The following is a 26129-nucleotide window of genomic DNA, read 5'->3' on the forward strand; positions in this document are numbered from 1 at the left end:
TCAACCTTCTGTTTTGGTTGTTTTGCTTGTCTCACGCTGAGCATGATTGCCGCCCGCGAGCATTTTGAATGAGTGTTTGATGGCTGGAAAGATAGCATCCATGGAGTCTTGAACGCCGCCAGCCGAGCCCGGTAGGCAGAGAATTACAGTCTTGTTGCGCACCCCTGCAAGTGATCTGGATAGCATCGAGAACGGTGTTCTGACCTGTCCATAGTTGCGAATCTGTTCTGTTACTCCAGGCAATTCTTTGTCGAGCAGCCGCTTTATTGCGTCCGGTGTAGTGTCTCTCGGACCGATGCCGGTACCGCCGGTGGTGATGATCAGATCGGCTCCACCGTCGTCGGAATGCTTTCTTATTGCCGCGATTATCTCTGATTCGTCGTCTGGCAAGACTTTGTATTCCACGATATCAAAGCCTTCCTTTTCCAGCCGTTTTCGAATCAAGTGCCCTGATACGTCTTCAGCTTTGCCTGCTGCAACTGTGTCTGACATAACGATGACAGCGGCGCGATAGTTGGCGCCTTCATTCTTGACCTGCCGGTCAGATTTGCCTCCGGTTTTGCTTTCTAATCGAACTGATTCGATCTGCATCACTTCGTCAAGCATCTTCGTCATGTCATAGATAGTCAGAGCGGCTACGGAAGCGGCGGTGAGCGCTTCCATCTCAACGCCGGTCTTGTAGATTGCTTTCACCGTGGTGACGATTTCGATGGCATCTTCGTCAAGCTGAAACTCCACTCCGACGAAAGCAACTGGAATCGGATGGCAGAGAGGAATTATCTGACTTGTATTTTTCGCCGCCTGGATCGCTGCTACTTTGGCGCAGCTGAGCGGGTCTCCTTTCGGTATCTTTTGATCCTTAATGAGCTGTATCGTTGCTGGGCTGACCCGCAGTATTGCTTTCGCAACAGCGGTTCGTAAACTGTCATTTTTCTGCGAAATGTCTCGCATTCCTCAACCCCCGATTTCGATCATCGCCCTGTTGTTTTCCGCTGCAATTTCTTCTGCTGGCGGATGAGCTTCCGGCTTCAGAGCCAGCGTTTGCAGTATCAATTCTTCCAGATATTCGTCTGTAATTCCTCTGCGCAGTTCGTCACGCAGGCTCGTCTCTGCTGGATAGAAGAGGCAAGATTTGATCGACCCATCGGCAGTCAGTCGAAGCCTGTTGCAAGTGCCGCAGAAGCTGTCCGACATGGAACTTATGAAGCTCACTGTGCCCGGGTATCCGTCGATGCCAAAGTCTTTTGCCACCGCAGACGGTTCAGCTGATAGCGGGTAAAGATTGTATTTTTGTTGGATTTGCTCGCGCATTTGTTGGAATGTGACAACTTTGTCCGACTTCCACTGATTGTCTTTGAACGGCATGTATTCAATGAATCGAACGTTCAGAGCTTTGTCTCTGGCGAAGTCTACGAAATCCATGACTTCGTCGTCATTGATACCACTCATCACGACCATGTTTAATTTCAGCGAGTCGAATCCGACTTCGAGTGCTTCGTTTAAACCGTCCATGACGCTGTAAAAATCGTCGCGTCTCGTTATTTCTGCGAATCTTTCTTCTCGCAAAGTATCCAGACTGATGTTCAGGGCTGTCAGCCCGATGCTTTTCAGATGCCTGGCCAGTGGCTTGAGCAGCGTTGCATTGGTTGTCATCGCCAGCGTTTTGACGCCATCAATGAGCGCCAGTTGCTCGATCAAAACTTCCAGGTCTCTACGCACGAGAGGCTCTCCGCCTGTCAGGCGGATTTTGTCGACGCCCATCCTGGCGAATACTCGCGAGATGCGAATGATTTCTTCGAAAGTCAAAAGCTGATCTTTTTTCTTCCACGCGATGCCCTCGTGTGGCATGCAATACTGGCAGCGCAAGTTGCATCTGTCAGTAACAGAGATGCGCAAGTAGTTGTGTTTTCTGCCGAAATTGTCGATCAGTCTGTTCACTTATGGCTTCCAGTGATTAGCGCCTTAGTGGCGCGGGCACTGCCTCCTCGTGCGCAGATTCGTGGTGATGGCTCTGGCAATTGACCCAGCCGGAAGAACCGTTTGTGTACGTTTCTTTTTTCCAGATTGGCAGACGCGTCTTTATTTCGTCGATAACATATCGGCATGCATCAAAGGCGGCGCCTCGATGTTTCGATGAAACACCCACCCATACTGCCAGTTCGCCGATCTTCAAGAGTCCGGTGCGGTGAACGCAATGCACATCGATGATGCCAAATTTTTCTTTTGCTTCTTGCAAAATAAGTTCCGCTTCGTTTTTGCAGAGCGCTTCGTAGGCTTCGTATTCAAGCGATAAGACCTGCTTGCCTTCGTTGTGATCGCGAACCCATCCTTCAAAAGTAACGAGTGCACCTGCGCTACGATCAGTCAGTTTTTCTTTTAACTCTTCGATATTTACGCCAGAGCTGGATATTGAGAACAAACTATCCTCCAGCTACGGGCGGAATGAAAACTACGCTGTCGTCATTCTTAAGTGGGTGTTGCCAATCGGCGAAGTGGTCGTTGATTGAAACTCTCAGCCTTTGTGCGTCAATGCTGAAGTGATACTTCGTCTTCAGCTCATCGAATAATTCTTGCGCGTTTGTTGCGTCGGTATCGAATCTTTCGCTGGAAAGACCGCGTTCTTCGCGCATCAATGCGAAGTATTGTATCTGGACTGTCTTGGAGCCGGTTTTCATCGCCGTCACTTTAAATGTCTTATCCTGGTCTTTGCTTAGCCCATAGATTTTAGCCTAACTTGTGGACTTTTTCGAACACTCGCGCCAGTTGGTCATCATCCAGATCGCACCATTGACCGGGCTCAAGGTCGAGTTCGAAGAGATCCAGCCGACCTATGGATTGTCGAATCAGGCGCAGCGTCGGGCAGTTGATAGCAGCGGTCATCTTGCGCACCTGTCTGTTTCTTCCCTCAATCAGTGTGAGGCTCAGCCAGGCTGTAGGAATGTTTTTGCGGAATCGAATCGGTGGGTTGCGCTCCGGCAGAACCGGCTCGAAATCGAGCAGTTCGGCGTGGGCGGGCAGCGTTTTCTTATTTTCGATAACAACACCCCGGCTCAGTTGGCGCAGTTGCTCAGCCGAAGGGATATTTTCAACCTGAGCCCAATAGGTGCGCTCGTGGGCGTTTACCGGCGAAAGAAGGCGGGAGTTCATGCGTGAATCATCTGTTAACAGAAGCAGTCCTTCGCTGTCGTAATCCAGCCGTCCGACAGGATATACCTCCTTTGGCAGATGGCAGAGTGCTAGCGTTTCCTTCGATTCGTCTTCCGTCTCGCTGAACTGGCTGAGCATGCGGTAGGGTTTGAAGAGCGCGATGTAGTGCCGCCCAGGCGCACGCTTGAACACTAGTGTTTTTCCTGCTCAGTAGGAGCGGACGGAATTGCTGAAGGATTGGCGCTTGCACTCGACGAAGTGCCCGGAATGGCTGAATGATCAGCGTTTGCACCTGACGCAGTGCCCGGAGTGGTTGAATGATCGGCGCTTGCGTCCAATACAGTGCTCGGTTTCGGCATGTGAAATTCTTTGTAGTTCGGCTGAGTCGAGAAGTTCAACATTGACTTCATGCGGTCGATGTAGACTTTCCCGTCCAGATGGTCGCATTCGTGCTGTATGACGCGCGCCGCCCAACCTTCGAATTCCTGAATGTGCTCTTCTCCGTCGACTGAGTCCCAGCGGCATTTAAGCCTCGTCGCCCTTGGAACCAGCCCCATATAGCCTGGAACGCTGAAACAGCCTTCCCAGCCGTCTACAGTCTCCTCTGACATCTCGATAATGTCCGGGTTGATCATGACGTAAAGAGGGGTCTCGGGTCGGTCTGGGTGCAATTCGGTTTTTCGAACTTGAAAAACCATGGCGCGTTGCCAGGCGCCGATCTGATTAGCTGCCAGCCCCGCTCCGTTGATTTCTGCAAGCAGGTACACGAGGCGCTCGCACAGAGCGCGGGCTCCATCAAAATCAGTGATGCGCGTTGTCGGCTGGCGGAGCATGGGCGTTCCAATGGTTACCAGCTCAGGATGAGCTGCACCCTCTGCGGAACCCTGGTCGGCAGGTCTGGTCATTTTTTCTCTCAGATGTGTTACAACAGCCTCCTATTATCCTACGTTCTCGGAAACGCACTCAAAAGTCGTTGTCGGTAGCCACGGCGTCACTACGCCTCGCAGCCGTCGCGATAGACTACATGACTAGTGATCCACTTGATAGACCACGAAAGGCGGAGAAAATGACCAACGATACCAAGCAGATTCGCCCATATGGAACCTGGACATCGCCCATCAGTGCTGAACTCGTGGCGACGAGCGGCGTGCGGCTCGGTCAAACTCTGTATGACAACGACGATCTGTATTGGCTGGAAGGTCGACCGTCTGAGGGTGGAAGGCAAGTGCTGGTGCGCCGGAGCGTGGATAAGCAAATTGCTGATGTGCTTCCGAGCAACTTCAATGTTCGAACTCTTGCGCACGAATACGGCGGCGGTCCGTATACCGTTAAGAACGGCATCATCGTCTTTTCCAATCTTTCCGACCAGCGCATCTATAAGGTTGAGAACGGCGGTGAGCCTGTTGTCCTGACTGCCGAGGGACCTTACCGCTACGCCGATTATGTAATCGATTTGCAAAAACGCCTTGTCTTCTGCGTTCAGGAAGATCATTCGGTGCCAGGCGAACAAGCGATTAACTCGATTGTGGCAGTGCCTCTCGACCCGGGCACAAGATTGGGGTATGGCGAGGTCACCGTATGTGGTTGCGACTTCTTCTCCAGCCCGCGCGTCAGTCCTGACGGTAGATTGTTGACCTGGTTGTCCTGGAAGCATCCTAATATGCCGTGGGACGGTTGCGAATTGTGGATGGGACATGTAGATAAAAGCGGCATGGTTGCTGAGCCGCGAAAGATTGCAGGCGGATCAGCTGAATCTGTTTTTCAACCGGAGTGGTTGCCGAACGGATCTATGACATTTATTTCCGACAAGACTGGTTGGTGGAACATTTATGTCAGAGATCTTTATTCGGATGACGCCGTCAACATGACGCCGCAAAGCAACGATTTCGGAACTCCACAGTGGGTTTTCGGAATGTCCACATATGCTGTTGTGTCGGATGAATTGTTGATCTGCAGCTACAGCGATAAGGGTTTGTGGAAACTAGCTCAATTGAAGATTGACGCAGAGAATTCTAAATTTGAATTGTCAGACATCAAAGCTGACTACACTGAATTTAGTTATTTCACTTCCAATGGCAAAGCTGTAGCCCTGGATGCAGCCGGACCAGCACATCCAGCCGCGATCGTCGAGCTTGATCTGAAGTCTTCGCAGTTCTCCGTGGTTAAGTCATCATCAAGTGCATCTGTCGATCCTCGTTTCATTTCGACTCCTCAGCCGATCACCTTTGATACCGCCAATGGTTTGCAGGCTTACGCGTTTTTCTATGCACCCAGTAGCCCAGGCTTCATTGGCTCTCGTGATGAATTGCCGCCGCTTTTAGTGAAGAGCCATGGTGGTCCGACTGGTGCAGCTTCGAGTGCCTACAACCTGGGTATTCAATATTGGACAAGTCGCGGATTTGCCGTCGTCGACGTGAACTATGGCGGCAGCTCAGGATTTGGACGGGAGTTCCGCCAGCGCTTGAACGGTCAATGGGGCGTCGTTGACGTTCAAGATTGCGAGAACGTGGCGAAGTATCTTGTCAAAACAGGAAAAGTCGACGGCAACCGCCTGGCTATTACAGGTGGTAGCGCCGGTGGTTACACTACGCTTTGCGCGCTTACTTTCGGCGACACCTTCAAAGCCGGAGCGAGTCACTTCGGCGTCAGCGACTTGAAATTGCTCATGGATGATACGCACAAGTTCGAGTCGCGTTACGGTGATACATTGATCGGACCTTATCCCGAGGCGATGGAGTTGTACATTTCGCGTTCCCCGGTTCACTTCACCGATAAGCTCTCTGTACCTGTGATCTTCTTCCAGGGGCTCGAGGATAAAGTTGTGCCGCCAAGTCAGGCGGAAGTGATGGTTAATGCCCTGCGCAAAAAAGGATTGCCGGTCGCTTACATCGCTTACGAGGGCGAACAGCATGGATTCAGAAAAGCCGAGAATATCAAACGAACCATCGAAGCCGAATTCTATTTCTATTCAGCCATATTCGGGTTCAAGCCGTCTGATCATATCGAGCCGGTTAAAATAGAGAATCTCGCGGCAGCGCGTTAAGCAGGCAACATTTTTTACGTTTTGTAGTCATACTAGAGACTATGGAAAATTATGGAGCCGCCTACGTTTTCATAAATTTCGAGCAAGCGATGGCTCTCGGGCACATCGGTTGGGGCTTCAAGGTTGAGCCCGACAGGTATTTTTTCGGCTCCACCGACCATCTCTGGAATCGCGAGTATCCGATGTGGCATCCGGGCGAATTGATTCGCTACATGGACGTGCCTGCTGGTGCCAACAACGATTATTGGTCAGCGTACGGTACCGAAGAAGAGATGCTGACGGTAATGCGTTCTGGACCGCATGTGCGCTATCACTCGTACAAGCGAGTTCCCGTTGCGGTGCCAAACCCTGCTGCAGCCATCGCATTTGCAGAGGCGCTGAAGCACAATGGTTGGAATGTGGCGCGGAACAATTGTGTTCATCAGAGTCACGCCGTGCTTACCCAATACAGTGGTCCTATTCTGCCGAATCCTCACACCACTCTTGATAGAATTCCGCGGCGATGGTTCGCTGCAATTCAGGCTGAGGAAATGGTGCTGCACGATCGAGTGCGCAATATTTTTCCAATTTTGATGCGCTCTCAGGCGAGACGCAAAATTAGTTGATGTTCGACTTTTGCTTTTGGTTGTGTATTGATTGGCGTTTTAGCGCCAGCCGCCACCAAGTGCTCTATAAAGGCTAACCCTGGACCCGACCAGGTTCATTTTCACTTCAACCAGATCTCTTTCGGCAAGCAGTTTCTCTTCCTGGGTGAGCAGCACTTCGATGTAAGTCGCCTTGGCGTACTTAAACAGGTTGTTGGCAATAACGATAGCTTCATCAAGCAATACGACTTCTCGTTTCTTTTTTTCAAAAGCCTGCTGCATGTTTTTTATATTCGCCTGCTGAACAAGAACGTCAGTGTAGGCTTGTAGCAAAGTCTGCTCATATTTCAAAATCGCCTGGGTTTGGACGGCATTTGCTATCTGTACTCGCGCGATGATTGCTCTTCGGTTGATCAACGGCATAGTAAATCCACCCGTCGCATTCCAGAGCAAGGATTGTGGTGACTGAAACAGCAGTGCAGGGCTGAACCCTGAGTAGCCAGTACCTGCCGTAATCGTCAGGTTTGGGTAGAGCTCTTTCTTGACACTTTTTAAATCGAGCTTTGCCGCTTTAATCGCCGCTTCAGCCTGACGAATATCGGCTCTGTTTTCCAAAAGCTGAGCAGGCACACCCGTCTGCAATTCATCCACCGGCATCGTCATAAACTGGTCCGAGTTTCTTGGTATTGGCGCATCTCTATAGATACCAGTGAGAAACTTCAGACGATTCTCTTTTTCGACAATGCTTTGAAGAGTTCCAAACCGCTGGCTTTTAGTCTTATTCAACTGGGCTTCAAACCGGTTGACCGCTAACTGATTCGCTTTCGCATAATGCTTCAGCAACTCCATTTTTTTGAAAGCCGCTTCCTGGATGCTGATGTTTTCATCCAGGATTTTCAGAGAATTATCCAGAGCCATTAATTCATAGTAGTTGCGCGCTATTTCAGTAACGAGCCTGGAAATGAGAAAATTCCGGACTTCGTATTGTGCCACCATCCGCAGTCTCGCGGACTCTTTGGCATTTCTCAATCTTCGCCAGATATCCACTTCCCAGGTCAGGGAAGGACCCAGATTCAGGTTAAAGTCTGGGTATCTATAAAAACCTCTCTCAGTAATGTTATCCAACACTCCTTCCGGGGTGTTTTCGGACGGCCTGATGTAGCTCGCGCCAAGTCCCATGTCAACTTTAGGCAAATACTGAGCTTGTCTTGCTCTCACTTCATTGGCAGCAATTTCAATATCCTGTATCGCAGTATTGAATTCCTGATTATTGGCCAGGGCTGTTTCAATCAGGGAAACGAGATAGGGATCGGAAAAAAATTGCCGCCAGCTAACAGAAGCCTCACTATTAACAGTGTCTATACGAGTACTGCCCTGTAGCTGCGGATTGTTGTAGGTCTTTGGTACGTTGAATTTCTCCTTTTTTTCCAGGAGACTAAATGGATGAAAAAACGATTTTGCAAAAGCAGGCGCTTGAGGAACACCCATAAAAGCTATGAGAGTTAAGAGGCTAACAATTTGTTTTCCGTGCATTCGACTCACTAACTCTTAGACGGAGGCTTGGCGTCGGCTGAAACTGAAGGTTTCGCGTCGGCTGAAACTGAAGGTTTCGCGTCGGCTGGAACTGAAGGTTTCGCGTCGGCTGGAACTGAAGGTTTCGCGTCGGCTGAAACTGGAGGTTTCGCGTCGGCTGGAACTGAAGGTTTCGCGTCGGCTGAAACTGGAGGTTTCGCGTCGGCTGAAACTGGAGGTTTCGCGTCGGCTGAAACTGGAGGTTTCGCGTCGGCTGAAACTGGAGGTTTCGCGTCGGCTGGAACTGGAGGTTTCGGAGCCGCTGCAACTGTGGGTTTCGCGTCGGCTGGAACTGGAGGTTTAACGTCGGCTGGAACCGTACGTTTCGCATCGGCTGAAACAGAAGGTTTCGCATCGGCAGCAACTGTAGGTTTCGCATCGGCTGAAACTGAAGGTTTCGCATCGGCTGAAACTGAAGGTTTCGCATCGGCTGAAACTGAAGGTTTAGAGTCGGCAGCAACTGAAGGTTTCGCGTCGGCAGCAACTGAAGGTTTCGCATCGGCAGCAACTGTAGGTTTCGCATCCGCTACGACTGGAGGTTTCGGTTCGGCAGCAACTGTAGCTCTCGGATCGGCTGCAACTGTAGCTTTCGCATCCGCTACGACTGGAGGTTTCGGTTCGGCTGCGACTGTAGCTCTCGGATCGGCTGCAGCTGTAGCTTTCGCATCCGCTACGACTGGAGGTTTCGGATCGGCTGCAGCTGTAGCTTTCGCATCCGCTACGACTGGAGGTTTCGAATCGGCTGCAACTGCAGGTTTCGCATCGGCAGCAACTGGAGGTTTCGAATCGGCTGCAACTGCAGGTTTCGCATCGGCAGCAACTGGAGCTTTCGAATCGGCTGAAACAGAAGGTTTCGCATCGGCTGCAACTGCAGGTTTCGCATCGGCTGCAACTGTAGGTTTTGCATCGGCTGCAACTGTAGGTTCATCGGCTGCAACTGTAGGTTTCTCATCGGCTGCAACTGGAGAATTCACATCGACAAGAGCTGAAGGCTTGGCGGTGGCAGTGGTTTGAGGTTTCTCATCGGCTGCGACAACAGGCTTCGTTTTTTTGATCAGTAGTTTGATAAGTTTACTTGTTTGCTGACCGTGTCTTTTCCTCCGCATAAGTGATTCCGTGATACTGGTATGGTCTTCATCTTTCAGAAGGTTTTTGCCATCAACCATGGTGGCAAAAACATAGTAGAGTCCTGGAATAACTAACACGCCTATGATGGTGCCCGTTATCATCCCGCCCATCGCAGATGAGCCCAGGGTTCTGTTTCCCACTGCCCCGGCGCCATGCGATATCACAAGAGGGATAAGTCCTGCGACAAAGGCAAAGGACGTCATCAAGATAGGTCGAAATCGCGCTTTGGCGCCTTCCAGCGCAGCGTTTCGCAACTTGAAGCCTTGATTCCGTTTTTGAACTGCAAACTCCACAATGAGCACGGCATTTTTACCTAACAGTCCAAGCAGGGTAATCATCGCGATCTGTGCATACACATCGTTGGCCAGACCCACCATACCAAGCATTGCGAACGAGCCAAAAATACCTACGGGCAGGGAAAAGAGTACAGACAGAGGCAGTGCAAAGCTTTCGTATTGGGCAGCCAGCACCAAATAGACAAAAAGCACGACGATAATAGAGATAACGACAAATTCATTACCTCGTTTCGCCTGGTCGAATGACAGGTCTTCCCAGGCAATGTCGTAGTCTTTGGACAGGGTGTTTTTAGCCACATCACGGATGGCCTGAATGGCGTCGCCAGTCGTATAACCTTTTGACTGAAATCCGCGAATGGCGGCAGAGTTGTACATGTTATAGCGCGTAATTTCATTGGCCCCTTTTGTTTTTTTCAGGGTCATAAACGATGTATACGGCACCATGTCCCCATTGTCATTTTTGACAAAGAAGGTCTTCAAATCATCCAGATTTCTTCTGTATTCAGGGGCTGCCTGGGTAAACACTTTAAAAAATCGGCCAAATTTCACAAAACCTTGTTCATATGAGCCGCTCATTAGAACATCGAGGTTTTCCATAGCCGTGCTTATCGAAACACCCTTCTGCATGGCCATTTGGTTATCGATGATGATTTCAGATTGCGGATAGGACGCGTTGTAGAAGGTAAATAGCCCTGAAACCTCTTTGCGTTTTTCCAATGCTTTCATAAAGTTCCGAGTGGCCACTTCCAGCTCCGGATAGCGGAGATCGCCGGTTTTATCAAGTAATCGCAACGAAAATCCGCCAGAAGTACCAAATCCAGGAATGGCTGGCGGCTCAAAGAATTCAACCTTGCCGCCCAATCCAACTGTCTTATGCTCTAACTCCTCGATAATTTCAGTGACGTTTTGTTTGCGTTCGTCCCAGGGTTTGAGGTTGATCAGGCAGGTCCCCGCATTGGAACCTCGGCCTTCTGTCATGATTTCGTAGCCAGCCATTGACGTGACCGAATCGACCCCTGGAATCGGTTTGACTAATTTTTGCAGCTGGCCCATCACTTTGTTTGTATATTCCAGCGAAGACCCCGGTGGCGTTTGAACGATCGCGTAGATGGTGCCCTGGTCCTCATTCGGGACAAAGCCGGATGAAACCTTTTGGTTCAAGTAGACAATGCCCGCAGCAAATAATCCGACGACTAACAGGCACAGTATCTTTTGAGTGACGATACGATTTAACACCCACATGTAGGCCCGGGTTAACAGCTCGAAACAGGCATTGAATTGACCAATGAACCATTGAAATACGTTGAAGCGAGAGGGCTTGTGTCCGGCATGATTTTTGAGAAACATTGCGCATAAGACAGGCGTTAGCGTTAACGCCACCAACGCCGAAATAATGATGGCGCTGGACATCGTGATAGAAAACTGCCGGTAAAACACTCCTACCGGGCCGGGAATGAATGCTATCGGTACAAACACCGAAATCATCACCATGGTGATGGCTATAATGGCGCCTCCCAGTTCGCCCATGGCTTTTTGCGTCGCCGCAAAGGGCGTTAGCTTCGGGTCGTTTTCCATGTTGCTATGGACGGCTTCAATCACCACAATGGCATCATCGACCACAATGCCGATAGCCAGCACCAGAGCAAATAAGGTAATCAGGTTAATGGACATACCAAACATCGCCAGCACCAGAAAGGCGCCTATTAATGAAATGGGTACGGCGATGACGGGAATAACGGTGGAACGCCAGTCTCCGAGAAACAAAAAGACGACCAGGGTGACCAGAAGGAAAGCATCTCGGAGTGTGTCGATGACTTGCTCAATCGAGGCGTCTAAAAACTTGGAGACATCGTAGCTGTACTCGATTTTTATGCCGTCTGGAAACTGTTTGGAGAGTTCGGCTACTTTCTCTTTGACCTTTTTGATGACTTCCCTGCCATTGCTATTGGTCGTCTGTTTCAGCACGATAGAGGCAGAGGGTTTTCCATCCAGGTTCGTGTAAATGTCATAGAACTCACTGCCCAGCTCCACGGTAGCAATGTCTTTGAGCTTGACCATTTCACCAAACCCGGAGCTTTTGATGATGATATTTTCGTACTGCTCAGGCTCGGAGTAGCGGCCGACATAAGTAAGCACTGTTACAGTCGACTGGGCTTGTTTTCCCGAGCTAATGCCGACCTGTCCGGGGCGCGCAATAATGCTCTGGTCTTTGACGGCGTTGACCACATCGTCAGTAGAAATATTGTAGGCTCGCATGCGATCAGGTTTGAGCCATAGTCTCATGGAATAGGTTCTGCTACCCAACAAGGTCGCGTTCGCAACCCCTGTAATTCGTTGAATCTCCGGTATCAGCTTGGTATAGGCGTAGTTGAACAAGTACTTCTCGTCAAAGCCCTCATTGTCAGAATATAAGCTCACATACATCAGCATGGAGGGCTGCAGGGGTCGAATGATGACACCCTCTCGCTGTACGAGTGCAGGCAACGAGCTCATCATCTGATCTACGCGGATTTTGACGTTAACCACAGCCTGGTTGGGGTCGGTACCCGGTTCGAATACAACACGGATGGTGGCTTCTCCAGCGCTGGTGGCATCGGAGGACATGTAGCGCATGTCCTGAACCCCGTTAATGGCCGCTTCCAGAGGTACCAGTGTCGAGTCGGTAAGGACCTTGGCACTGGCACCAGGATAAGCAATAAAGCAATTGACGACAGTCGGCGCAATATTGGGGAACTGTGAAATAGGAAGCTGCACAATGGACAGGCAGCCGAGGAAAACGATCAGAACCGAGATAACAATCCCGAGTACAGGCCGCGCGAGGATGTTACGGAACATAGCTGGCCCAACCTGAACTACTCTGCATACAGTTTTAAATTCTCAAAAGCAATTTTTGGTTCAATCAGCGTGTAATGAATTTTGTCGCCTTTCTCTAGTTTGTTCTGCCGTTCAAGGAGGAACATCTCATCAGGTTTTATTCCAGAGGAAACAATGTAGATGTTGGGTTCCTCACGGTCGACTTTAATCTCACGCTCGTGAATCACACCGCTTTTATCGACAATTGAAATAAAGCGTTTATCTAGAATTTCATACGTTGATTTTTGGGGAACAATCACCGCCTGACCAATCTTCTTGGGCCATAATATTGTGCCTGTTTGGCCGTAACGCAGCAGTCCGTGTGGATTACTGAAGCTGGCTCGAAAAGCAATATTGCCTGAAGTGCTATTAAAGTCTGATTGAATGACTTCTATCTTTCCAGGTTCAGGATAGATTTGCTTGTCGGCAAGCTCCAGTTGGACGTTCTGCGAACCACCCTTTTGTTTGTTTTGCATGTAGTTCAGGTAGATCGCTTCGGGCACATTGAAGTACACCCAGAGTCGATGGGTATCGCTCAGGGTCGTCAGCAGGTCGTTTTCTTCCAGCAGGCTGCCCAGCCTGATATCACCAAAGCGGCCTATCAGCCCGTCAAACGGCGCTCGAATTTCAGTAAAGCCTAAATGCGTTTTGGCCAGCTCTAGTTCCGCTTTGACTTTATTCAACTTGGCGGCAGACATGGCGGCTTCCGTGGGGGAAATAATGTCTTTTTCGACAAGTGCCTGGTTGTTCTGCAGCTCAATTTTTGAAAGCTCAACCTCTGCCTCTGATTTTTGAACATCGGCCTGGTAGACACTGGGCTTTATTTGAAAAAGCAGTTGTCCCTTATGAACGGACTGTCCTTCGTCAACGAGAATATTTTGCAGGTAGCCCTTCTCTAAGGAACGAATCTCAATGTGCTGTATGGCTCTAATCTGGCAGACATATTCATCATTGAGGGTCAGGTCTTTGACGAGGGGTTTACTGACCTGGTAAGTCGTATGCGATACTTCCTCATCATCATCATTGGGTGCCTGGTCTTTGATAGGGGGTTTCCTGACCTGGAATACCGCCTGCGACGGTTGGCAGCCTGATATAGACAGTGCGAGCAGTAAGGCGCTGCAACACAGTGCCAGTGTATTAAACAGTTTCATCATCCATTGTTTGTTACTTTCACAGTAACCGTCTGTCAGCAGGTATCCTGGTTGATGTTCACGGCTCTCATCACAGATGAGCTAACCGGGAACCAATTAAGCTTCTAAAGTAATCCTATTTTCAATTTGTGCAGAGGGTGTGAACTATCAAGTGTTAGTTTTCATTCACATAGGTTTTGAGTCAGGTTGTCGATGATTGATTGAACCTGTTCATGCGCCAGAGGCGCCGGAATTAATGCGTCATCTGCTGGATTTGATATGCCGACGCTGGAATTGATGAGCCGGCTGTAAAGTACCTGGACCGCTTGCCAGTTGGTGCATTCACCGCTATACTCGATATATCGTTAAAAAAGTTGTCGAGACGGGAAGGTCTCTTAAGGCGCCCCTCCTGGTAGCTCGACAAAAGTATCCGCCCCCCACCAGTATTGGAGGACGACAGATGACGGTATCCAAAAACAAATTCAGCTACGGCAACGAAATTCTTTTCGTAGCGATCATGGTTCTGTTATTTGCGCCCCATGACTACAAACTACCTGGTTTAGGGATTCTCTGCTTTTGCCTGATAATCGCTGCATTCATCGATTGGGAGAAGAATAAGAAGCGCGTCAGGCGAATCACCAGGCGGGTCGCATCTTGCAGTTGTGTGAAAGCGAGAGAGACGATTTCGAACATGCAAGTGCCACAACTGTTTAATTGCACCGTATGCGGCGCGGAAACTACATAAATCAAACTTGTATCCCGGGGTGCAAAGTTAGTCTCGCGAATTAGCCATGAGACTGTGTTTCGGGGGCAGCTTTTTCCTGGCGCGCTTCAGTGTCCACGCGCTTGCCTTTAGGGTTGGATTTGCCACTTGCCAGCATGGCATCGGTCAGGGCATATTTTGCCAGCGGTTCACGGGAATACGGCTTGAAAAACACTAGCTTGTAGCGGCTTTTGACGTTGTCCACGCTAAAGGTGATTTTGTTGTTGAGGTGACTGCCGGGCTCGATTTTGCTGAACCACATGTTCGTATCGCTAAGGGGAGAGCGGAGAAACACGTGTCCCTGCTCGTCTTCCAGACCGATTTCAAAGGTCGAGAACGCGTATTCTGTTTGATTCAAAATGTCCAGCATCAGCGTAATCTCGCTCATTTCGCCTAGTGGGTGACGGTCGACACGCATGCCCGCCACCTTTACCGTCAGACCAGGGAAGCTAAAATCTTCCGCCGTCACATCTGGCATTGTCATGGTGGGCAGATTCAGGGGCTCGTTGAGTTTGATCTGCATTTCAGAGCCGGGCTGTAGCATCACGCTTTTACCCTTCAGCACCAGCGCGGTAGTCAGCCCGGCAGCACCACCGATGGCTGCTCCGCCCGCAAGGGCTGTTCCGTGGCTGGCCGCCGCCGCCGCCAGACCGCCATACTTGAGTACCACCAGTGTGCCAATCACGCCACCAAGAGCGGTATAGCCCGCCGCACGCCCGACGACTTTAGCTGCTGCCTTGGCTTTGGGGTCTCGTGTCGTGCTGTTGCCCTCAATCGGGACTTCACGCCCGTCAGGCGTGATTAGAAAATCAAAGCGTGCGGTGATGTAGCCATTTCGGCCAGCGCGCTTCGGTTCTTCCATGCTGGTCAACACCCCGTGCACCAGAGTGCCATAGGGGAGCACCACCCCGCCATCTACCATTACGTCCTTGCAAATTTTGCCGACAAACTCATCGCCTTTAACGGTCTCACCGGGGGCAATCTCGCTCGAGAGAACCAAATCTAACACCGTGCCGGATTCCACCACACGCAAATCCTCCGTGTTAACGGTCGGGCTCTGCGGGCGGGTTTCTGTCCGCGTAACTGTGCTGCGGAGCACCGGGGCGCCGTCGCCGTCGGCTGGGGTGTCGGCGGACAAGACGGCCAGCGGGGCGCTGGCGCTGAGGGTCAGAAACAGACCCGATGCGCACAGGGCACGGATGACGGGCGAGGGTAAACCGACAACTCCTGGAAGGCTTGCAAACCGAGGTAATTTCCAGACACGGCTCTCAAAGATTTCTTCCATGGGTCTCCAGGGTGAGCGCGAAGTGCAATTATGCCACCGTCCGTAATGAAGGAACAGAAGCGTCAGATTGTGGTCTCAATTACACTTCTGACATCTAAAAGCAGCAGCATCAATAATGCCGTGAAAATCGTGGAGAACGTATGAACTGCCTCAATCGTGCTATGAGAGCCGCCTAAGAATTGGTTGGTTAATAAGGTTGAGCTTCGGGCAAAGCTTAGGACAAACTTGGGGCTATTTACTGTTATGCTGCGAAAGGGTGTACTTTTCAACCGGAAATGGTTGAATGAAGTTCAGAGATCAATAGAATCGCAGCTGGGTCGGCCTTAGCTGAGCTTCACCCTAACGGGATCGTCGGTCTGCCTTATGAGAGAAAATCAGTTACCCGTGCATCACACAGCCGCTGAGGAGACTGGGCGAGTTCGACCAGCAGTAGATTCCGGCGATGGTGGCGTGCATATTCTGAGCGAGCAAGTTGCGGATCTTGCTGTGAGACCAGTGGGCAATTATCTGGCTGATGATTTGACGAACAGCGTGCAGATAACCATGGCACACTGTTCTGCTGCCGGTTCGGCATCAAAGGCACCGGCTGTAGTGGTTGCTCCACGAGCATTGCCAGGTGATTGGAACCAGTACGTAGCTGACGATCCTGAGCGTCAATCCAGGTTGGAGGATCGTGATTCCAAATCAGAAAAATGGCTGCTGGCTGCAGCGGTCATCTCTGTGACGACTCTGTTCACCACTTTATCCACCCTTTCAAATCCCGAACGGGTGCCCAGCTTTGTTGCTCAAACTGTGAAAATCTCGAAGCAGCTGTCGTCTGAGAGCAAGAGAAGGTTTCGCACTACCTTTGGTGGCACCGCTGTTGCAGCGACCGCGACGGCTAGAGTCGGTACTGCCGATGATGCCGCGAAAGCTGGAGTCGGAACTGTCGCCGGTGCCGCGAAAGCTGAAGTCGGAGCTGCTGCCGCTAGTGGTCACGGTGCGACCCCCGGTTCCAACTCCGCGCTTGTCGCCCAACCAAAGGACGAGACGGCTATATCCGGAGTGAATAGCAATTCCGTAGTCCCTGGTGTAGTCATCGCTGATACACCAGACTCAAGGGAGGTCGGACGTCCGGCTGCCCACCATGATGGCTCCACTCGTGGTGAACGTGGAATCATCGCTTCAGGAACTGAAGAAACTGGAACGCACGAGAATTCGCGCGCAATCGAAATGCCAAAAGTTGCAGAAACAAGAACCTCAAAGTTGAAAACAGGCTTCCTGGTACCGCCACCACCGCCGACACCATGTATATTGCCGTCCGCACTTGGTCTCTTCCCTATGCAGTCAGATCAGCAATACCTAGCGGCCCAGCAGCAGTTACAGCAAGCACAAGCTCAGGCTTCGCTTAATACTCATAAACACGCCGGGAACATGACGCAGCAACCGACCGCAGCCTCCGGCAGAACTGAAGGAACTCAATCTGACGCGCTAGTTGACGCCGACCAGAAACTCCAGTCCGCGCTGAACTCGTCGCTACATACCGTGGGCGAGTGGACGCGTTAGCAAGGGCACTAATTCAATTTTGTGCGTAGGTTGGCTGCTGCTCTTGTAACTTTGGTGTTTCACCGTACTGTTGCACATTCGGCTTTTCAGCAGAACTTGGTGCAATCTGCTGCACTGCTGGTGGTTGGCTTGCGTATGCGGGAACCGAAGAGCGTTGGGCTTCAAAAGAAGAAGCTGCTTTGGTTTCCACTGTCGACGTCATGCTGACGGGTTCAATGACTTTCTTCGGAGCAGTATACACGCGGTTAGTGTGCGCTACAGCCGGCGCCAGGGCTTGCAACGGATCGAATGCCGCGGGAATACCAGTTGGCACCATGTAGGGTGTAGGAGGTGGCGGAGGTACAAATCCTCTCGCGCCTGGTGGGCTGTTGAACGCCATCGGAGGCGGGGGAGGTACGAAAAATTCTCCGCGCTGCGAATGGGAAGAATGTGTAATTTGTGTCTGTTCGTGGGAACGCGTCGACCTGCTGTGCACTTTCTTCGTTGATGCTTTCGCACTTTCATTGTTCACAACGCTTACCGGTGGCGGCTCCGGAATCGTATCGGCATTCGCTCTCGCTGATGTAAGAGACACCGTTGGAACTTTGGCGGAGGCTACTTTTGGCGCAACCTTTGCGGCAGCTGGCTTGTTCAGGGCATTGACCGTAATCTGCTTGCTCATTTGCAGCTTCTGTAAAATTCCGAGCTGATCGTGGACCTGCCCGGTTAGTACAAGCATTCCATAGCAAGCAGCGCCGAGCATGAATGTCATCGCGAACATAATCGCCGGCAGCTGGTTTGATTCCCGTTGATTGACCGAGTATGTGCGAGGTTCGTACATATAAGTATTGAAAGGCGCGAAATTGGTTCTGCGACCACCGCCGCCACCACCAACGCCAGCTAGTGCCGGTTGGTTCTCATTGAAAAAACTAAGCGACAGTTGAACGTTCGTACCGTCTGCCAGACGCAACGCCAGTTTGGACTCGGTATCTTCTCCCTCTTCGCCGATGGGACCGGACGTCTGTGCGTCCATCATCATGATCCGGTTATTGCCCGGCCTACCGACACGTTTTGCGAATCTGACTTGAACGCTGGGCGCAAGTTCATGTGGATTGTCTAGAACCTGCTGGACGAGTTCATCTCGATGGACGAGCTCGTTCTGTTGATCGGAAACCTCAGGAACGGTTAGTTGATTGTTTGTCATTCAATTACACTTCAAAAGGACGCGAAACGCCCTGCCCGATAGCCTATGCGACATGCTCAATATTCTTACGAGGGCAAAAAAATGAACTTCTCGAATGTATTTCGCAGTGGTTGCTGAAATACACGTGTGTGCTCGGAAGAGATCGAACTTGTCAACATTATATACCCATCGATATAAAAACTTGCATGCGTTTTGGAATTATCGGCTGGAAATATTGATGTGTGTAGAACTTGTGTAGTCCTGCCTGAACACGAAGTGACTGTTCTATACCCTTTTGAAGCACTGCATCTGGTGCCGCGGACTTGACTTGTAAATCGCCTCAAACCCCGTAAGTTTAGGTGTGGTGCTGGGTACATAATCGTAGAATCTGGCAGAATGGAACTTCAAGACCAGGTTGTTTGTTCGCACGGTGGATATTATCAGCTGCTGAGTTCGTTAAGCCTGGTGTTGAGGACCTTAGTTTGGATAAGCTGCTTCGAGCTGCATTAGTGTTTCTAGCTGTAGCCGTACTGACTGTCGGTCCCTGGACCTCAGTCCGTGGTTGGTTGAATGCTTGGGCTGCTTCGCCTCCACCGTCAGTGGATGTCCTCATCGTGCCTGGAAAGTCAGTGGGGCAAGTTTCGATTGGAATGACACCTGCGCAGGTGGCTGAGGCGCTGGGCAAACCCGAGCGTGAAGAGCCAGGCATGTGGGTTGAATACAAGGAAGGCAACGCGCCATTGCATATATTTTTCCGGCGTGGGAAAGTGACCGAGATTCGCTTTGGTTCGAAGAAATATCGCACTGCCGAGGGCATTTCGCTGACCACCTACGCCCAGAAAAAGTATCATGATGAATTCGACTACGACCGGTTGCAATTCAAATTCATGAATACACGTGCCCATTTAAAAGCGGGCGGCTTTAACATCTATAAGTTGAATCTCGACAGCACTGATCCAAAAAGTCCCGTCGAGACTTTGGGTCTGGTATACGATCAGATTCCTTTGCACGAAGCTGTCTTCATCGAAGGGCAAGCGGACAACGGTTGGGAAAAGTGGGATGGATCTTCAGCCACGTTGTGGGATAAGTTCAAATCTCACGGCCCGGCTTTGATGGATCTGCCGGAGTAGAACATTTTCAGAATCTAGCTTTCCGCTTCTTGTAACTTGCTTGTCACCGTATGTGATGGCGCAAATAGAATGTAAACGGCAGCATTTACACTTGCCAATGCCAGTATAACCGCGTACGCAAGAGTATGGTGGCTGGGAGCTGTAATCGGTTCGGCAATCAATGCCTGGTGTGTTAGCAGTGCAATTACACCCAAATACGTTAGGCCGATGTTTCCGATCAGTAATTCCTTGCGGAGGATCGAAACATTCGGAAGCAACTTCATAACAATAAAGGCAAGAACGGGAAAGAACTGCAGCGCGTGAATGCCGACGAAATGAGCGACTCGCAAGTCACCAGAGACTGTGCTCCAACCCAGGAAGGGAATACCGGAAGATGTTTGTTGTAAGCTGATAGACGCCTGGTGTAAGTTCGTGGACGCTTGTTGTAAGCCAGTAGATGTCTGGTGTAAGCTCGTGGAAACTTGATGAACAATTATGTGCTGCATTGCAACTGGTGCGAGCATCATGAACCCTGGTATGCAACCGATTACGCTGAGAAGCACTCCCCATCTCAATGCACAACCGAGGACGGCGGGAAGATTTGGTTCTCGAAGCAACAGAAAGAAGACCACCACTATGCTAAAAGCCACAGGCAGAATTGAAATTGCTGCCAGCCAGGCCATTCCATTGTCGAAGCTGCTGCCCATGTTGAAATGGTTGGGAGCGCCTCGCATCACCTGAATTATGATTATTGATAATTCGGCGATGGAACCAGACAGAGCTGCTCTACAGGTTCTTCGGAAAGCGTGGGTATGATTTGTCAGGAATTGACCGAGCCAGAAAAGGGTCACTCCAAAAATGGCTAGCGATGCACTGAACTTTACCGGCTTTATCCAGGGATGTTCTCCCAGTACCATCCGCTGATCGAAACAGAGTCCGAACATCGAGACTATCAACACCGAGACACTGAACACGATCAGCGCTGTGAGAGAACGGTTGCTTTTCCAGCATCTGATTAAGCATTTGCCGAACACGTTAGGAATGTGCGTCATTTTTATACGCTCGCGAAGATAGAGCCACCTGTCACGCAGATCAGACAGCTCGCGGTTCGTACTATTGATTTAATTTTCCAAACTGCTTTTGCGCAATTCGGAGGGTCACAAACTTAACTACGTAAGTTGCATCCAAAAAGTTCAAGGCGAAAGATTAAACTTGAAAAGCGCGGCACGGGCGAGGTCAGCGTTTGATCATTCTTACCATTGCACGTTTGGCAAGCCTGCAGCGATGGCTCGGATGCGTACGAGCAGACCGGTCGCCCAGGCCTGTTTTTCTTCATCTGAACCGATGTATGCGCTCATATAATTTTCTCTGGATCCGCCGGTTTGCTGCTTCATTGGAATTTCTTTGATCAACCCGACTCGCTCAAGCAGCCCGTAAAATGGAAATTTCGCTAAATAGGCGATAGATTCTTTACCATACAGAGGACCTTGACTATGGTGAACAAATTCGTGATAGATATTCTCGGCTGTTGCGGAATCTACTTTGGGGGAGTCGCCTAGCCCGACCTCTAAATGCTTCCCTATTGTTTGTCCATGCCGAGATGCGGAAACGTACACAGAGTTGACTGGTGGAATACCTATATCCGAGGCAAGTCCGTTAATTTCTGCTGTCAGCTTTTGGTCTGCTGTGGTTTTTTCGGGTGTCCATCGTGCACTTTGGGAGACCTTGGAGTATTCGGTGAGCGCCTTTTGTAGCGCAGCGTTTTCTGGCAGGTTTAATAGCGGTTCGACACTGCGGTCATATAGAACCTGCTGCAGCGACATATCCTTGAAGGCGGGGTTAACTGACATCAAATCTTTGATTTTGCTCGCTTTGTTTAAAACGGGCTCTTGAGTCAGTCTGTAAGCGTTAATAGCGGCGGTGTTTTCGCTGCTGGTCAGGCGTCCAAGAAAGGCATCGATATTGGAGTCCTGACCGAGATCTTTATGTGCCACTCTTCGCACAGCTTGGATAACTGCTGGGCGCTGCTCCGGCATCCAATCGGAAAGGCTCAAGTTTATTGAATCTTTGTCTTTCCACGCCAGACTTTTTAGCTCTTCGTACTTTGGTGGTTTGGGTACAAGGTTCTTATTGGCGAGCCAGGTTAAAATTGGTGATCTTATATCACCGATGTTTGAATCGTAAACATTAGCTGACCAATCTTCCGTTGTGTATGCACTACCTTTGATACCATCTCCGGTCGCTTGAATGGTCCGTGGTGCTCTTGGAATGCTGTGGTCTATTGCAGCCAAGCCGGCGCCAAAGATCGCGTTTTGAAGTATCGCTGATCCGGTCGCTTCCGCCGATGCGATTTGTCCTTTTGATATCAGGGAATCTAGATTCACTCCTACTCCCCCGCTCAGAGCCCCTGCCGCGGCATTTACGCCGGCGTCTTGCCAGAAACTTCTGAAGCCGGGGCGACCAAGAAATCCGAACTCGGCTGCTGTTCCGGTAACTCCCCCAAATGCGGCAAATGAGGCGCCTTCACTAACGATGCCTGCTAGTTTTTCCCGCGCAAAGTTATTGTCATTTACTGGCGTCAGAGCACCACTAACCGCTCCGGATATGCCCATCTTCAGTGCTTCACTGTTTTTGGTGCTAAACGCATTGAGGTGACCAAGTCCGGAGACGTTTCCCACGGCTCGATTAATCAGCCAGAACTCACCGACCTTACCCACCATCTTGCCGGTCTGGAATGCCGCACTCGACTCGACCTCAGGTTCAATTTGCGTTGGCTTTATGGGCTGACTTGAAAAACCTGTATGGTATGCAATCTGACGAATAGCATCGAGCGGCTCCTCTACGAGTCCTTTTTCCAATCCTATTGCAAATGATCTTGATTGCGCGCCGATGTCCATGACTGGTCCGATTCGACCGCGCACAATACGTTTGCTTGTATGCGATCTGTGTTGACTTGTCGCAGACTTTACGGCAATGAGATTGCAAAGTTGGTACAGAAGACCAGTTTTTATTTATGGGGGCGTCCAGCCATGGGCATCAGACCCTGGGTGCGCACCGGCACTTCTCGAACATTTGCTCCAGTGTGGGGCGCTTCGATCATTTTGCCGTTGCCGACATACATAGTGACGTGGTGAATGCTGCCGCCGTCGTTGTAGAAAAGCAGGTCTCCCGGTTTCAGTTGTGAAAGGGGTACGTGTTCCACATGCGCCGTGTCGTGATACTGCGCATCGGCATTGTGCGGTAGGTCTACGCCAGCCTGTTTCCATGCCCACATTGTCAGTCCGGAGCAGTCGAAGGCTTTGCCTGGCGATGCACCAGCCCAGACGTATGGCACCCCGAGCTGGCTTTCGGCAGCTTTTACGACTTGTTCAGTGGTGGCATCGCCGGCTTCGTTGCCGAATTCACCTGTGTAGTTTCCAGCTTCGGGTTCGGTTACGCCAGCGCCGGAGTCACCGCCGCCGCCGCCACCGCCGCCGCCGCCGCCGCCGTCACCGCCGTATCCACCGCCGCCGCCGCCGCCGCCGCCACTTCCGCCACCACCGCCTGAACCAGCGTCAGATGATCCATTCGGGTCGATCCATGGTTTTGGTCCGTTCGAGTCGCTTCCGCTGTTGGAATCAGATGGGGGTGGGAGGGGAGGAGTCTCCGGTAGAGGCTGCCATGTGAACTTGCCGGGCGCGGGCGAAAGGATTTGCAGCTTGGATGGCTTTAATTCCTCATTGATTGCATCGAGAAATTTTTTGAAATCCTCAGGCGTTTCATTGCGCTGTAGTTCAGCGAGCTGCGCCCAAATCTTCGTCATGTCGCCGTTGGGATTTTTGGCAGCATCTTTGATGTCGCTGGCGAGCTGCTTCGTGTTGACGACTTCAAAGCCTTCGGGATGCGCGGCGTTTTTGTCCGTATCTACAATCTGAATTTCCGGCAGCAATCCCTGTGAGTGAAGATCCTTATTGATCTTGATCAGATCCTGAGTGAAATTGGCACTGTCAGTGGTTTTCAGGTCGGATAACTCTTTCCAGATTGGGCCGAGATGGTCCAGGTCTTTGAACTGCACCTGATTTGACTGGAAATCCTTTTCCAGTTGGTTTATCTGGTTTGCCGGAGACATTGACATGACTAGTAATTCCAGGCGAAGGGATCTTGCGCCCGTTACTTAAACTCTGTCCGCAAGCGGTTCGAGTTATGTACGGACGTTTTCCTGAGTGCGCAAAGGCGCAGCAGGTCGGCGTTATTTGATATATGGGCTAGTCAAATATATGTCTATTCAGAGGTCTTGTCAATCAGAATTTATCTATTCGGCTGCCTTAAATCCCGTCCTAATTAGCCGTTGGCCGCTCGTTACTGTTACAACGGAAGCTAATGCAGTTTCCGAGCACCAGGAAACCAGGAAAAGGCAATGAGCGTGTATCCCGAAGAACATCGAAACTCTATCCCTACCAGACAAAGCGCCATGATCTTTCGCTTAAAGACTCATGTTTTGCAGACTGGTCGTTTCGTCAAAAATATTCTGGACAAGGCGCATGTGGAGCACAAAATTGCGCCTGTGGATGGCGATTTGACCGTTGTTGGCGAGTCGTCAACTCCCCTCTGGACGGAGATAGATCCGTCCGAGCGGAATTTGCAATTGGGGAAGGTACAGAATCTGCGCACTGCTTTGCGGAAATTGAACGGCGTCAGAGTTCCTGCCAATCAGACTTTCAGCTTCTGGGCACAGCTTGGCGCACCGACTCGTGCTCGGGGATACGTCGCCGGTCGGGAATTGCGTGAGGGGTGCATCGTTCCCAGCATCGCTGGTGGGCTCTGCCAGCTTTCTAATGCGCTTTATGATGCTGCATTACAGTCTGGTTTCGAAATTTTGGAAAGACACGCACATTCTCAGGTGGTACCAGGTTCGGTGGCGGAGCATGGCAGAGATGCCACCATATTTTGGAACTATGTAGACCTGCGATTTCGTTCAACGCAAGATTTCGCCATCGAAGCCTGGATGACGGATGAAAAGCTGATTGTCAGATTTCGTGCCGCTAAACCCGCTCCGAAGCTCGCTGCCGAGCCTGTCAAATCGATGCTGGCCATTCTGCCGATTTCGGATCATTCTTCGCCGAACAGTTGCATGAGCTGTGGCGTCATCGATTGCTTCCGATCGCCGAAGCTATCTGTTCTTTCGCCTGCTAGTCGCACCGCGTTTCTTGTCGATGAATACTGGCCCGAGTTTGATGCATACATCGGTCAACACAAGACTGCAAACGATTGTTTGATGTTGCCTATCGACGGCACCAAATTCAACAAAGCTAATTACAAGTGGACTACGCAAGGGTTTGCCGAATACAAGGAACAGCGGGTCTTTACTGCTCTGCGTTCCTTCGAATCGCGTTCACTTGCCCAACAGGGTGCCGAGCGCCAGCGCGCGTTGCTTAAGCAACAGAAGCGTCTGGCAAAAGCTTATGCCAGATCAATCGATTACCACATTACGCATCTTGTCGTAACCCAGAGTCTATTGCCGTACTTGTGGGATGAAGGCGTTCTCGGGGGCCGCACTTTCGATGTTCTGATGACCAGTTTGCCGCTCGCTAAGTTGCACGAGCGTCTTGACGGTGCCCAGTCCATGCATCCTAAAAGCCCCACATTGGGTGATTTTAGGGCTGATCAATCGATTGTAGCGTCTGAGACGAAGGCTTTGCGTCAGGCTCGGCGCATCATCACACCGCATTCGGAAATTGCTTCACTGTTCGGTGACCGTGCTGAGCTGCTGAATTGGGTGATGCCTGAGATGAAGCCGCAGACAAAGTTGGGCACCAAAATTGTCTTTCCCGCATCGACGCTGGGGCGCAAGGGTGCTTACGAGCTGCGAGATGTGGCGCTTAAAATGAATTTGCCTGTTGCCCTTGTTGGACCAAATTTGGAAGGCGATGATTTCTGGAAAGGCGTAAAAGTTGAGCGACTGAACAGCGATAATTGGCTGGATGACGCTGCGATGGTGGTGCTGCCGGCATGGGTCGAACAAAGACCCCGCCGTTTGCTTGAAGCAATCAGTCGGGGTATTCCCGTAATAGCGTCACGAGCCTGTGGTCTGGAAAAAATAGCGCAGGTGAAGTCAGTGAGAACGGGTGACGTTGCAGCGTTGTGTGCGGCGATGAAAGAAGGAATTCTAGAGCGTCATTCGATATCGACAGGATGCTCTTCCAAGTAGTCGCCTGCAACTTTTTTGCCACGTCGAGTCAAAAAGATCAGGTCCTGGTCATATGGACTCGCACCCATCAAACATTGCTGCGCCAGCCAACCGAGCGCCTCTTCGATAGCGTGAGAAACGGCATGATGGAAATCAGGATGGTAGTGAGAGGCAAGAGTTTTGGAAATTTCCTTACGTTTGATTTCCGATCCTTCGCCGCTATGGAGGACATGTAAGACGTGTTTCCCAAGCTCTTCCGGCTCCAGTTCAACTACCTTTTGCGGATCAGGAATAACGTCTTTGAGTGATTTCATTTCTCCTCCAATCTTCTCGTTGTGGTGACAAT

21 protein-coding genes are annotated in these 26129 nt (G+C 50.8%); 6 read left to right on the forward strand and 15 right to left on the reverse strand.

Features of this window, described 5'->3' with window-relative positions; translation table 11 throughout:
- Genes EKK48_17830 through def form a run of 6 tightly spaced genes read right to left on the reverse strand, consistent with a single transcriptional unit; the run spans window position 1 to window position 4052 of the window.
- Window positions 1-951, reverse strand: coding sequence for a bifunctional molybdenum cofactor biosynthesis protein MoaC/MoaB (locus EKK48_17830; protein ID RTL39734.1), 951 nt, complete (start codon window positions 949-951; stop codon window positions 1-3).
- 3 nt (window positions 952-954) lie between these two features.
- Window positions 955-1938, reverse strand: coding sequence for a GTP 3',8-cyclase MoaA (moaA, locus tag EKK48_17835; protein ID RTL39735.1), 984 nt, complete (start codon window positions 1936-1938; stop codon window positions 955-957).
- Window positions 1939-1954: 16 nt separating this feature from the next.
- Window positions 1955-2431, reverse strand: coding sequence for a molybdenum cofactor biosynthesis protein MoaE (locus EKK48_17840; GenBank protein RTL39736.1), 477 nt, complete (start codon window positions 2429-2431; stop codon window positions 1955-1957).
- Window positions 2421-2675 carry a MoaD/ThiS family protein gene (locus EKK48_17845; protein RTL39737.1) on the reverse strand — a complete coding sequence of 85 codons (255 nt, stop codon included), beginning with the start codon at window positions 2673-2675 and terminating at the stop codon, window positions 2421-2423. The genes EKK48_17840 and EKK48_17845 overlap by 11 nt, the downstream gene beginning before the upstream one ends.
- A 49-nt stretch (window positions 2676-2724) precedes the next feature.
- Window positions 2725-3285, reverse strand: coding sequence for a pseudouridine synthase (locus EKK48_17850; protein RTL39910.1), 561 nt, complete (start codon window positions 3283-3285; stop codon window positions 2725-2727).
- 53 nt (window positions 3286-3338) lie between these two features.
- Window positions 3339-4052, reverse strand: a complete 714-nt coding sequence (def, locus tag EKK48_17855; GenBank protein RTL39738.1) for a peptide deformylase — start codon at window positions 4050-4052, stop codon at window positions 3339-3341.
- 161 nt (window positions 4053-4213) lie between these two features.
- Between def and EKK48_17860 the strand changes: the two genes are divergently transcribed.
- The gene (locus EKK48_17860) at window positions 4214-6190 is read left to right on the forward strand and encodes a S9 family peptidase (GenBank protein ID RTL39739.1); all 1977 of its coding nucleotides are present in this window, start codon (window positions 4214-4216) and stop codon (window positions 6188-6190) included.
- A 41-nt stretch (window positions 6191-6231) separates the two neighbouring features.
- Window positions 6232-6795, forward strand: a complete 564-nt coding sequence (locus EKK48_17865; protein ID RTL39740.1) for a hypothetical protein — start codon at window positions 6232-6234, stop codon at window positions 6793-6795.
- A gap of 39 nt (window positions 6796-6834) precedes the next feature.
- Here the strand turns inward: EKK48_17865 and EKK48_17870 are convergent, their stop codons facing one another.
- The 3 genes from EKK48_17870 to EKK48_17880 are packed head-to-tail and all read right to left on the reverse strand — an operon-like array spanning window position 6835 to window position 13774.
- A complete protein-coding gene (locus EKK48_17870; GenBank protein ID RTL39741.1) occupies window positions 6835-8307 on the reverse strand; it encodes a TolC family protein in 1473 nt (490 codons plus the stop codon).
- An 8-nt stretch (window positions 8308-8315) separates the two neighbouring features.
- The gene (locus EKK48_17875; protein RTL39742.1) at window positions 8316-12605 is read right to left on the reverse strand and encodes an efflux RND transporter permease subunit; all 4290 of its coding nucleotides are present in this window, start codon (window positions 12603-12605) and stop codon (window positions 8316-8318) included.
- A 17-nt stretch (window positions 12606-12622) separates the two neighbouring features.
- On the reverse strand, window positions 12623-13774 hold the full coding sequence (locus EKK48_17880; protein ID RTL39911.1) for an efflux RND transporter periplasmic adaptor subunit: 1152 nt from the start codon (window positions 13772-13774) through the stop codon (window positions 12623-12625).
- A 439-nt stretch (window positions 13775-14213) separates the two neighbouring features.
- Between EKK48_17880 and EKK48_17885 the strand changes: the two genes are divergently transcribed.
- The gene (locus EKK48_17885) at window positions 14214-14498 is read left to right on the forward strand and encodes a hypothetical protein (GenBank protein ID RTL39743.1); all 285 of its coding nucleotides are present in this window, start codon (window positions 14214-14216) and stop codon (window positions 14496-14498) included.
- A 40-nt stretch (window positions 14499-14538) separates the two neighbouring features.
- Here the strand turns inward: EKK48_17885 and EKK48_17890 are convergent, their stop codons facing one another.
- Window positions 14539-15801 (reverse strand): hypothetical protein, encoded by a 1263-nt coding sequence (locus tag EKK48_17890; protein RTL39744.1) that lies wholly within the window; start codon window positions 15799-15801, stop codon window positions 14539-14541.
- Window positions 15802-16164: 363 nt separating this feature from the next.
- On the opposite strand from EKK48_17890, the gene EKK48_17895 reads away from it, so the two are divergent.
- Window positions 16165-17346, forward strand: coding sequence for a hypothetical protein (locus EKK48_17895; GenBank protein RTL39745.1), 1182 nt, complete (start codon window positions 16165-16167; stop codon window positions 17344-17346).
- Window positions 17347-17359: 13 nt separating this feature from the next.
- On the opposite strand, the gene EKK48_17900 is transcribed toward EKK48_17895, so the two are convergent.
- Window positions 17360-18529, reverse strand: a complete 1170-nt coding sequence (locus tag EKK48_17900; GenBank protein RTL39746.1) for a hypothetical protein — start codon at window positions 18527-18529, stop codon at window positions 17360-17362.
- Between the two features lie 461 nt (window positions 18530-18990).
- Between EKK48_17900 and EKK48_17905 the strand changes: the two genes are divergently transcribed.
- Window positions 18991-19638 (forward strand): hypothetical protein, encoded by a 648-nt coding sequence (locus EKK48_17905; GenBank protein ID RTL39747.1) that lies wholly within the window; start codon window positions 18991-18993, stop codon window positions 19636-19638.
- A gap of 14 nt (window positions 19639-19652) precedes the next feature.
- On the opposite strand, the gene EKK48_17910 is transcribed toward EKK48_17905, so the two are convergent.
- The 3 genes from EKK48_17910 to EKK48_17920 all read right to left on the reverse strand — a co-directional run bounded on the left by EKK48_17910 (window position 19653) and on the right by EKK48_17920 (window position 23731).
- On the reverse strand, window positions 19653-20669 hold the full coding sequence (locus EKK48_17910) for a hypothetical protein (GenBank protein RTL39748.1): 1017 nt from the start codon (window positions 20667-20669) through the stop codon (window positions 19653-19655).
- 201 nt (window positions 20670-20870) lie between these two features.
- Window positions 20871-22538, reverse strand: a complete 1668-nt coding sequence (locus EKK48_17915; GenBank protein RTL39749.1) for a hypothetical protein — start codon at window positions 22536-22538, stop codon at window positions 20871-20873.
- An 86-nt stretch (window positions 22539-22624) separates the two neighbouring features.
- Window positions 22625-23731, reverse strand: a complete 1107-nt coding sequence (locus EKK48_17920; GenBank protein ID RTL39750.1) for a peptidoglycan endopeptidase — start codon at window positions 23729-23731, stop codon at window positions 22625-22627.
- Window positions 23732-24013: 282 nt separating this feature from the next.
- Here EKK48_17920 and EKK48_17925 point away from each other — a divergent pair, with 282 nt between their 5' ends.
- On the forward strand, window positions 24014-25804 hold the full coding sequence (locus EKK48_17925; protein ID RTL39751.1) for a vanw family protein: 1791 nt from the start codon (window positions 24014-24016) through the stop codon (window positions 25802-25804).
- On the opposite strand, the gene EKK48_17930 is transcribed toward EKK48_17925, so the two are convergent.
- Complete coding sequence (locus tag EKK48_17930) at window positions 25771-26097, reverse strand: hypothetical protein (GenBank protein ID RTL39752.1); 327 nt, start codon at window positions 26095-26097, stop codon at window positions 25771-25773. The genes EKK48_17925 and EKK48_17930 overlap by 34 nt on opposite strands.
- Window positions 26098-26129: the final 32 nt, after the last annotated feature.

This window comes from Candidatus Melainabacteria bacterium, assembly GCA_003963305.1.
GTDB lineage: Bacteria > Cyanobacteriota > Vampirovibrionia > Obscuribacterales > Obscuribacteraceae > PALSA-1081.

Coding starts and splice junctions, on each gene's coding strand:
- EKK48_17830 (RTL39734.1), bottom strand. CDS start 951: ATGCGAGACATTTCGCAGAAAAATGACAGTTTACGAACCGCTGTTGCG.
- EKK48_17845 (RTL39737.1), bottom strand. CDS start 2,675: ATGAAAACCGGCTCCAAGACAGTCCAGATACAATACTTCGCATTGATG.
- EKK48_17850 (RTL39910.1), bottom strand. CDS start 3,285: ATGCTCAGCCAGTTCAGCGAGACGGAAGACGAATCGAAGGAAACGCTA.
- def (RTL39738.1), bottom strand. CDS start 4,052: ATGACCAGACCTGCCGACCAGGGTTCCGCAGAGGGTGCAGCTCATCCT.
- EKK48_17860 (RTL39739.1), top strand. CDS start 4,214: ATGACCAACGATACCAAGCAGATTCGCCCATATGGAACCTGGACATCG.
- EKK48_17865 (RTL39740.1), top strand. CDS start 6,232: ATGGAAAATTATGGAGCCGCCTACGTTTTCATAAATTTCGAGCAAGCG.
- EKK48_17870 (RTL39741.1), bottom strand. CDS start 8,307: ATGCACGGAAAACAAATTGTTAGCCTCTTAACTCTCATAGCTTTTATG.
- EKK48_17875 (RTL39742.1), bottom strand. CDS start 12,605: ATGTTCCGTAACATCCTCGCGCGGCCTGTACTCGGGATTGTTATCTCG.
- EKK48_17880 (RTL39911.1), bottom strand. CDS start 13,774: ATGAAACTGTTTAATACACTGGCACTGTGTTGCAGCGCCTTACTGCTC.
- EKK48_17885 (RTL39743.1), top strand. CDS start 14,214: ATGACGGTATCCAAAAACAAATTCAGCTACGGCAACGAAATTCTTTTC.
- EKK48_17890 (RTL39744.1), bottom strand. CDS start 15,801: ATGGAAGAAATCTTTGAGAGCCGTGTCTGGAAATTACCTCGGTTTGCA.
- EKK48_17895 (RTL39745.1), top strand. CDS start 16,165: ATGAGAGAAAATCAGTTACCCGTGCATCACACAGCCGCTGAGGAGACT.
- EKK48_17900 (RTL39746.1), bottom strand. CDS start 18,529: ATGACAAACAATCAACTAACCGTTCCTGAGGTTTCCGATCAACAGAAC.
- EKK48_17910 (RTL39748.1), bottom strand. CDS start 20,669: ATGACGCACATTCCTAACGTGTTCGGCAAATGCTTAATCAGATGCTGG.
- EKK48_17920 (RTL39750.1), bottom strand. CDS start 23,731: ATGTCAATGTCTCCGGCAAACCAGATAAACCAACTGGAAAAGGATTTC.
- EKK48_17925 (RTL39751.1), top strand. CDS start 24,014: ATGAGCGTGTATCCCGAAGAACATCGAAACTCTATCCCTACCAGACAA.
- EKK48_17930 (RTL39752.1), bottom strand. CDS start 26,097: ATGAAATCACTCAAAGACGTTATTCCTGATCCGCAAAAGGTAGTTGAA.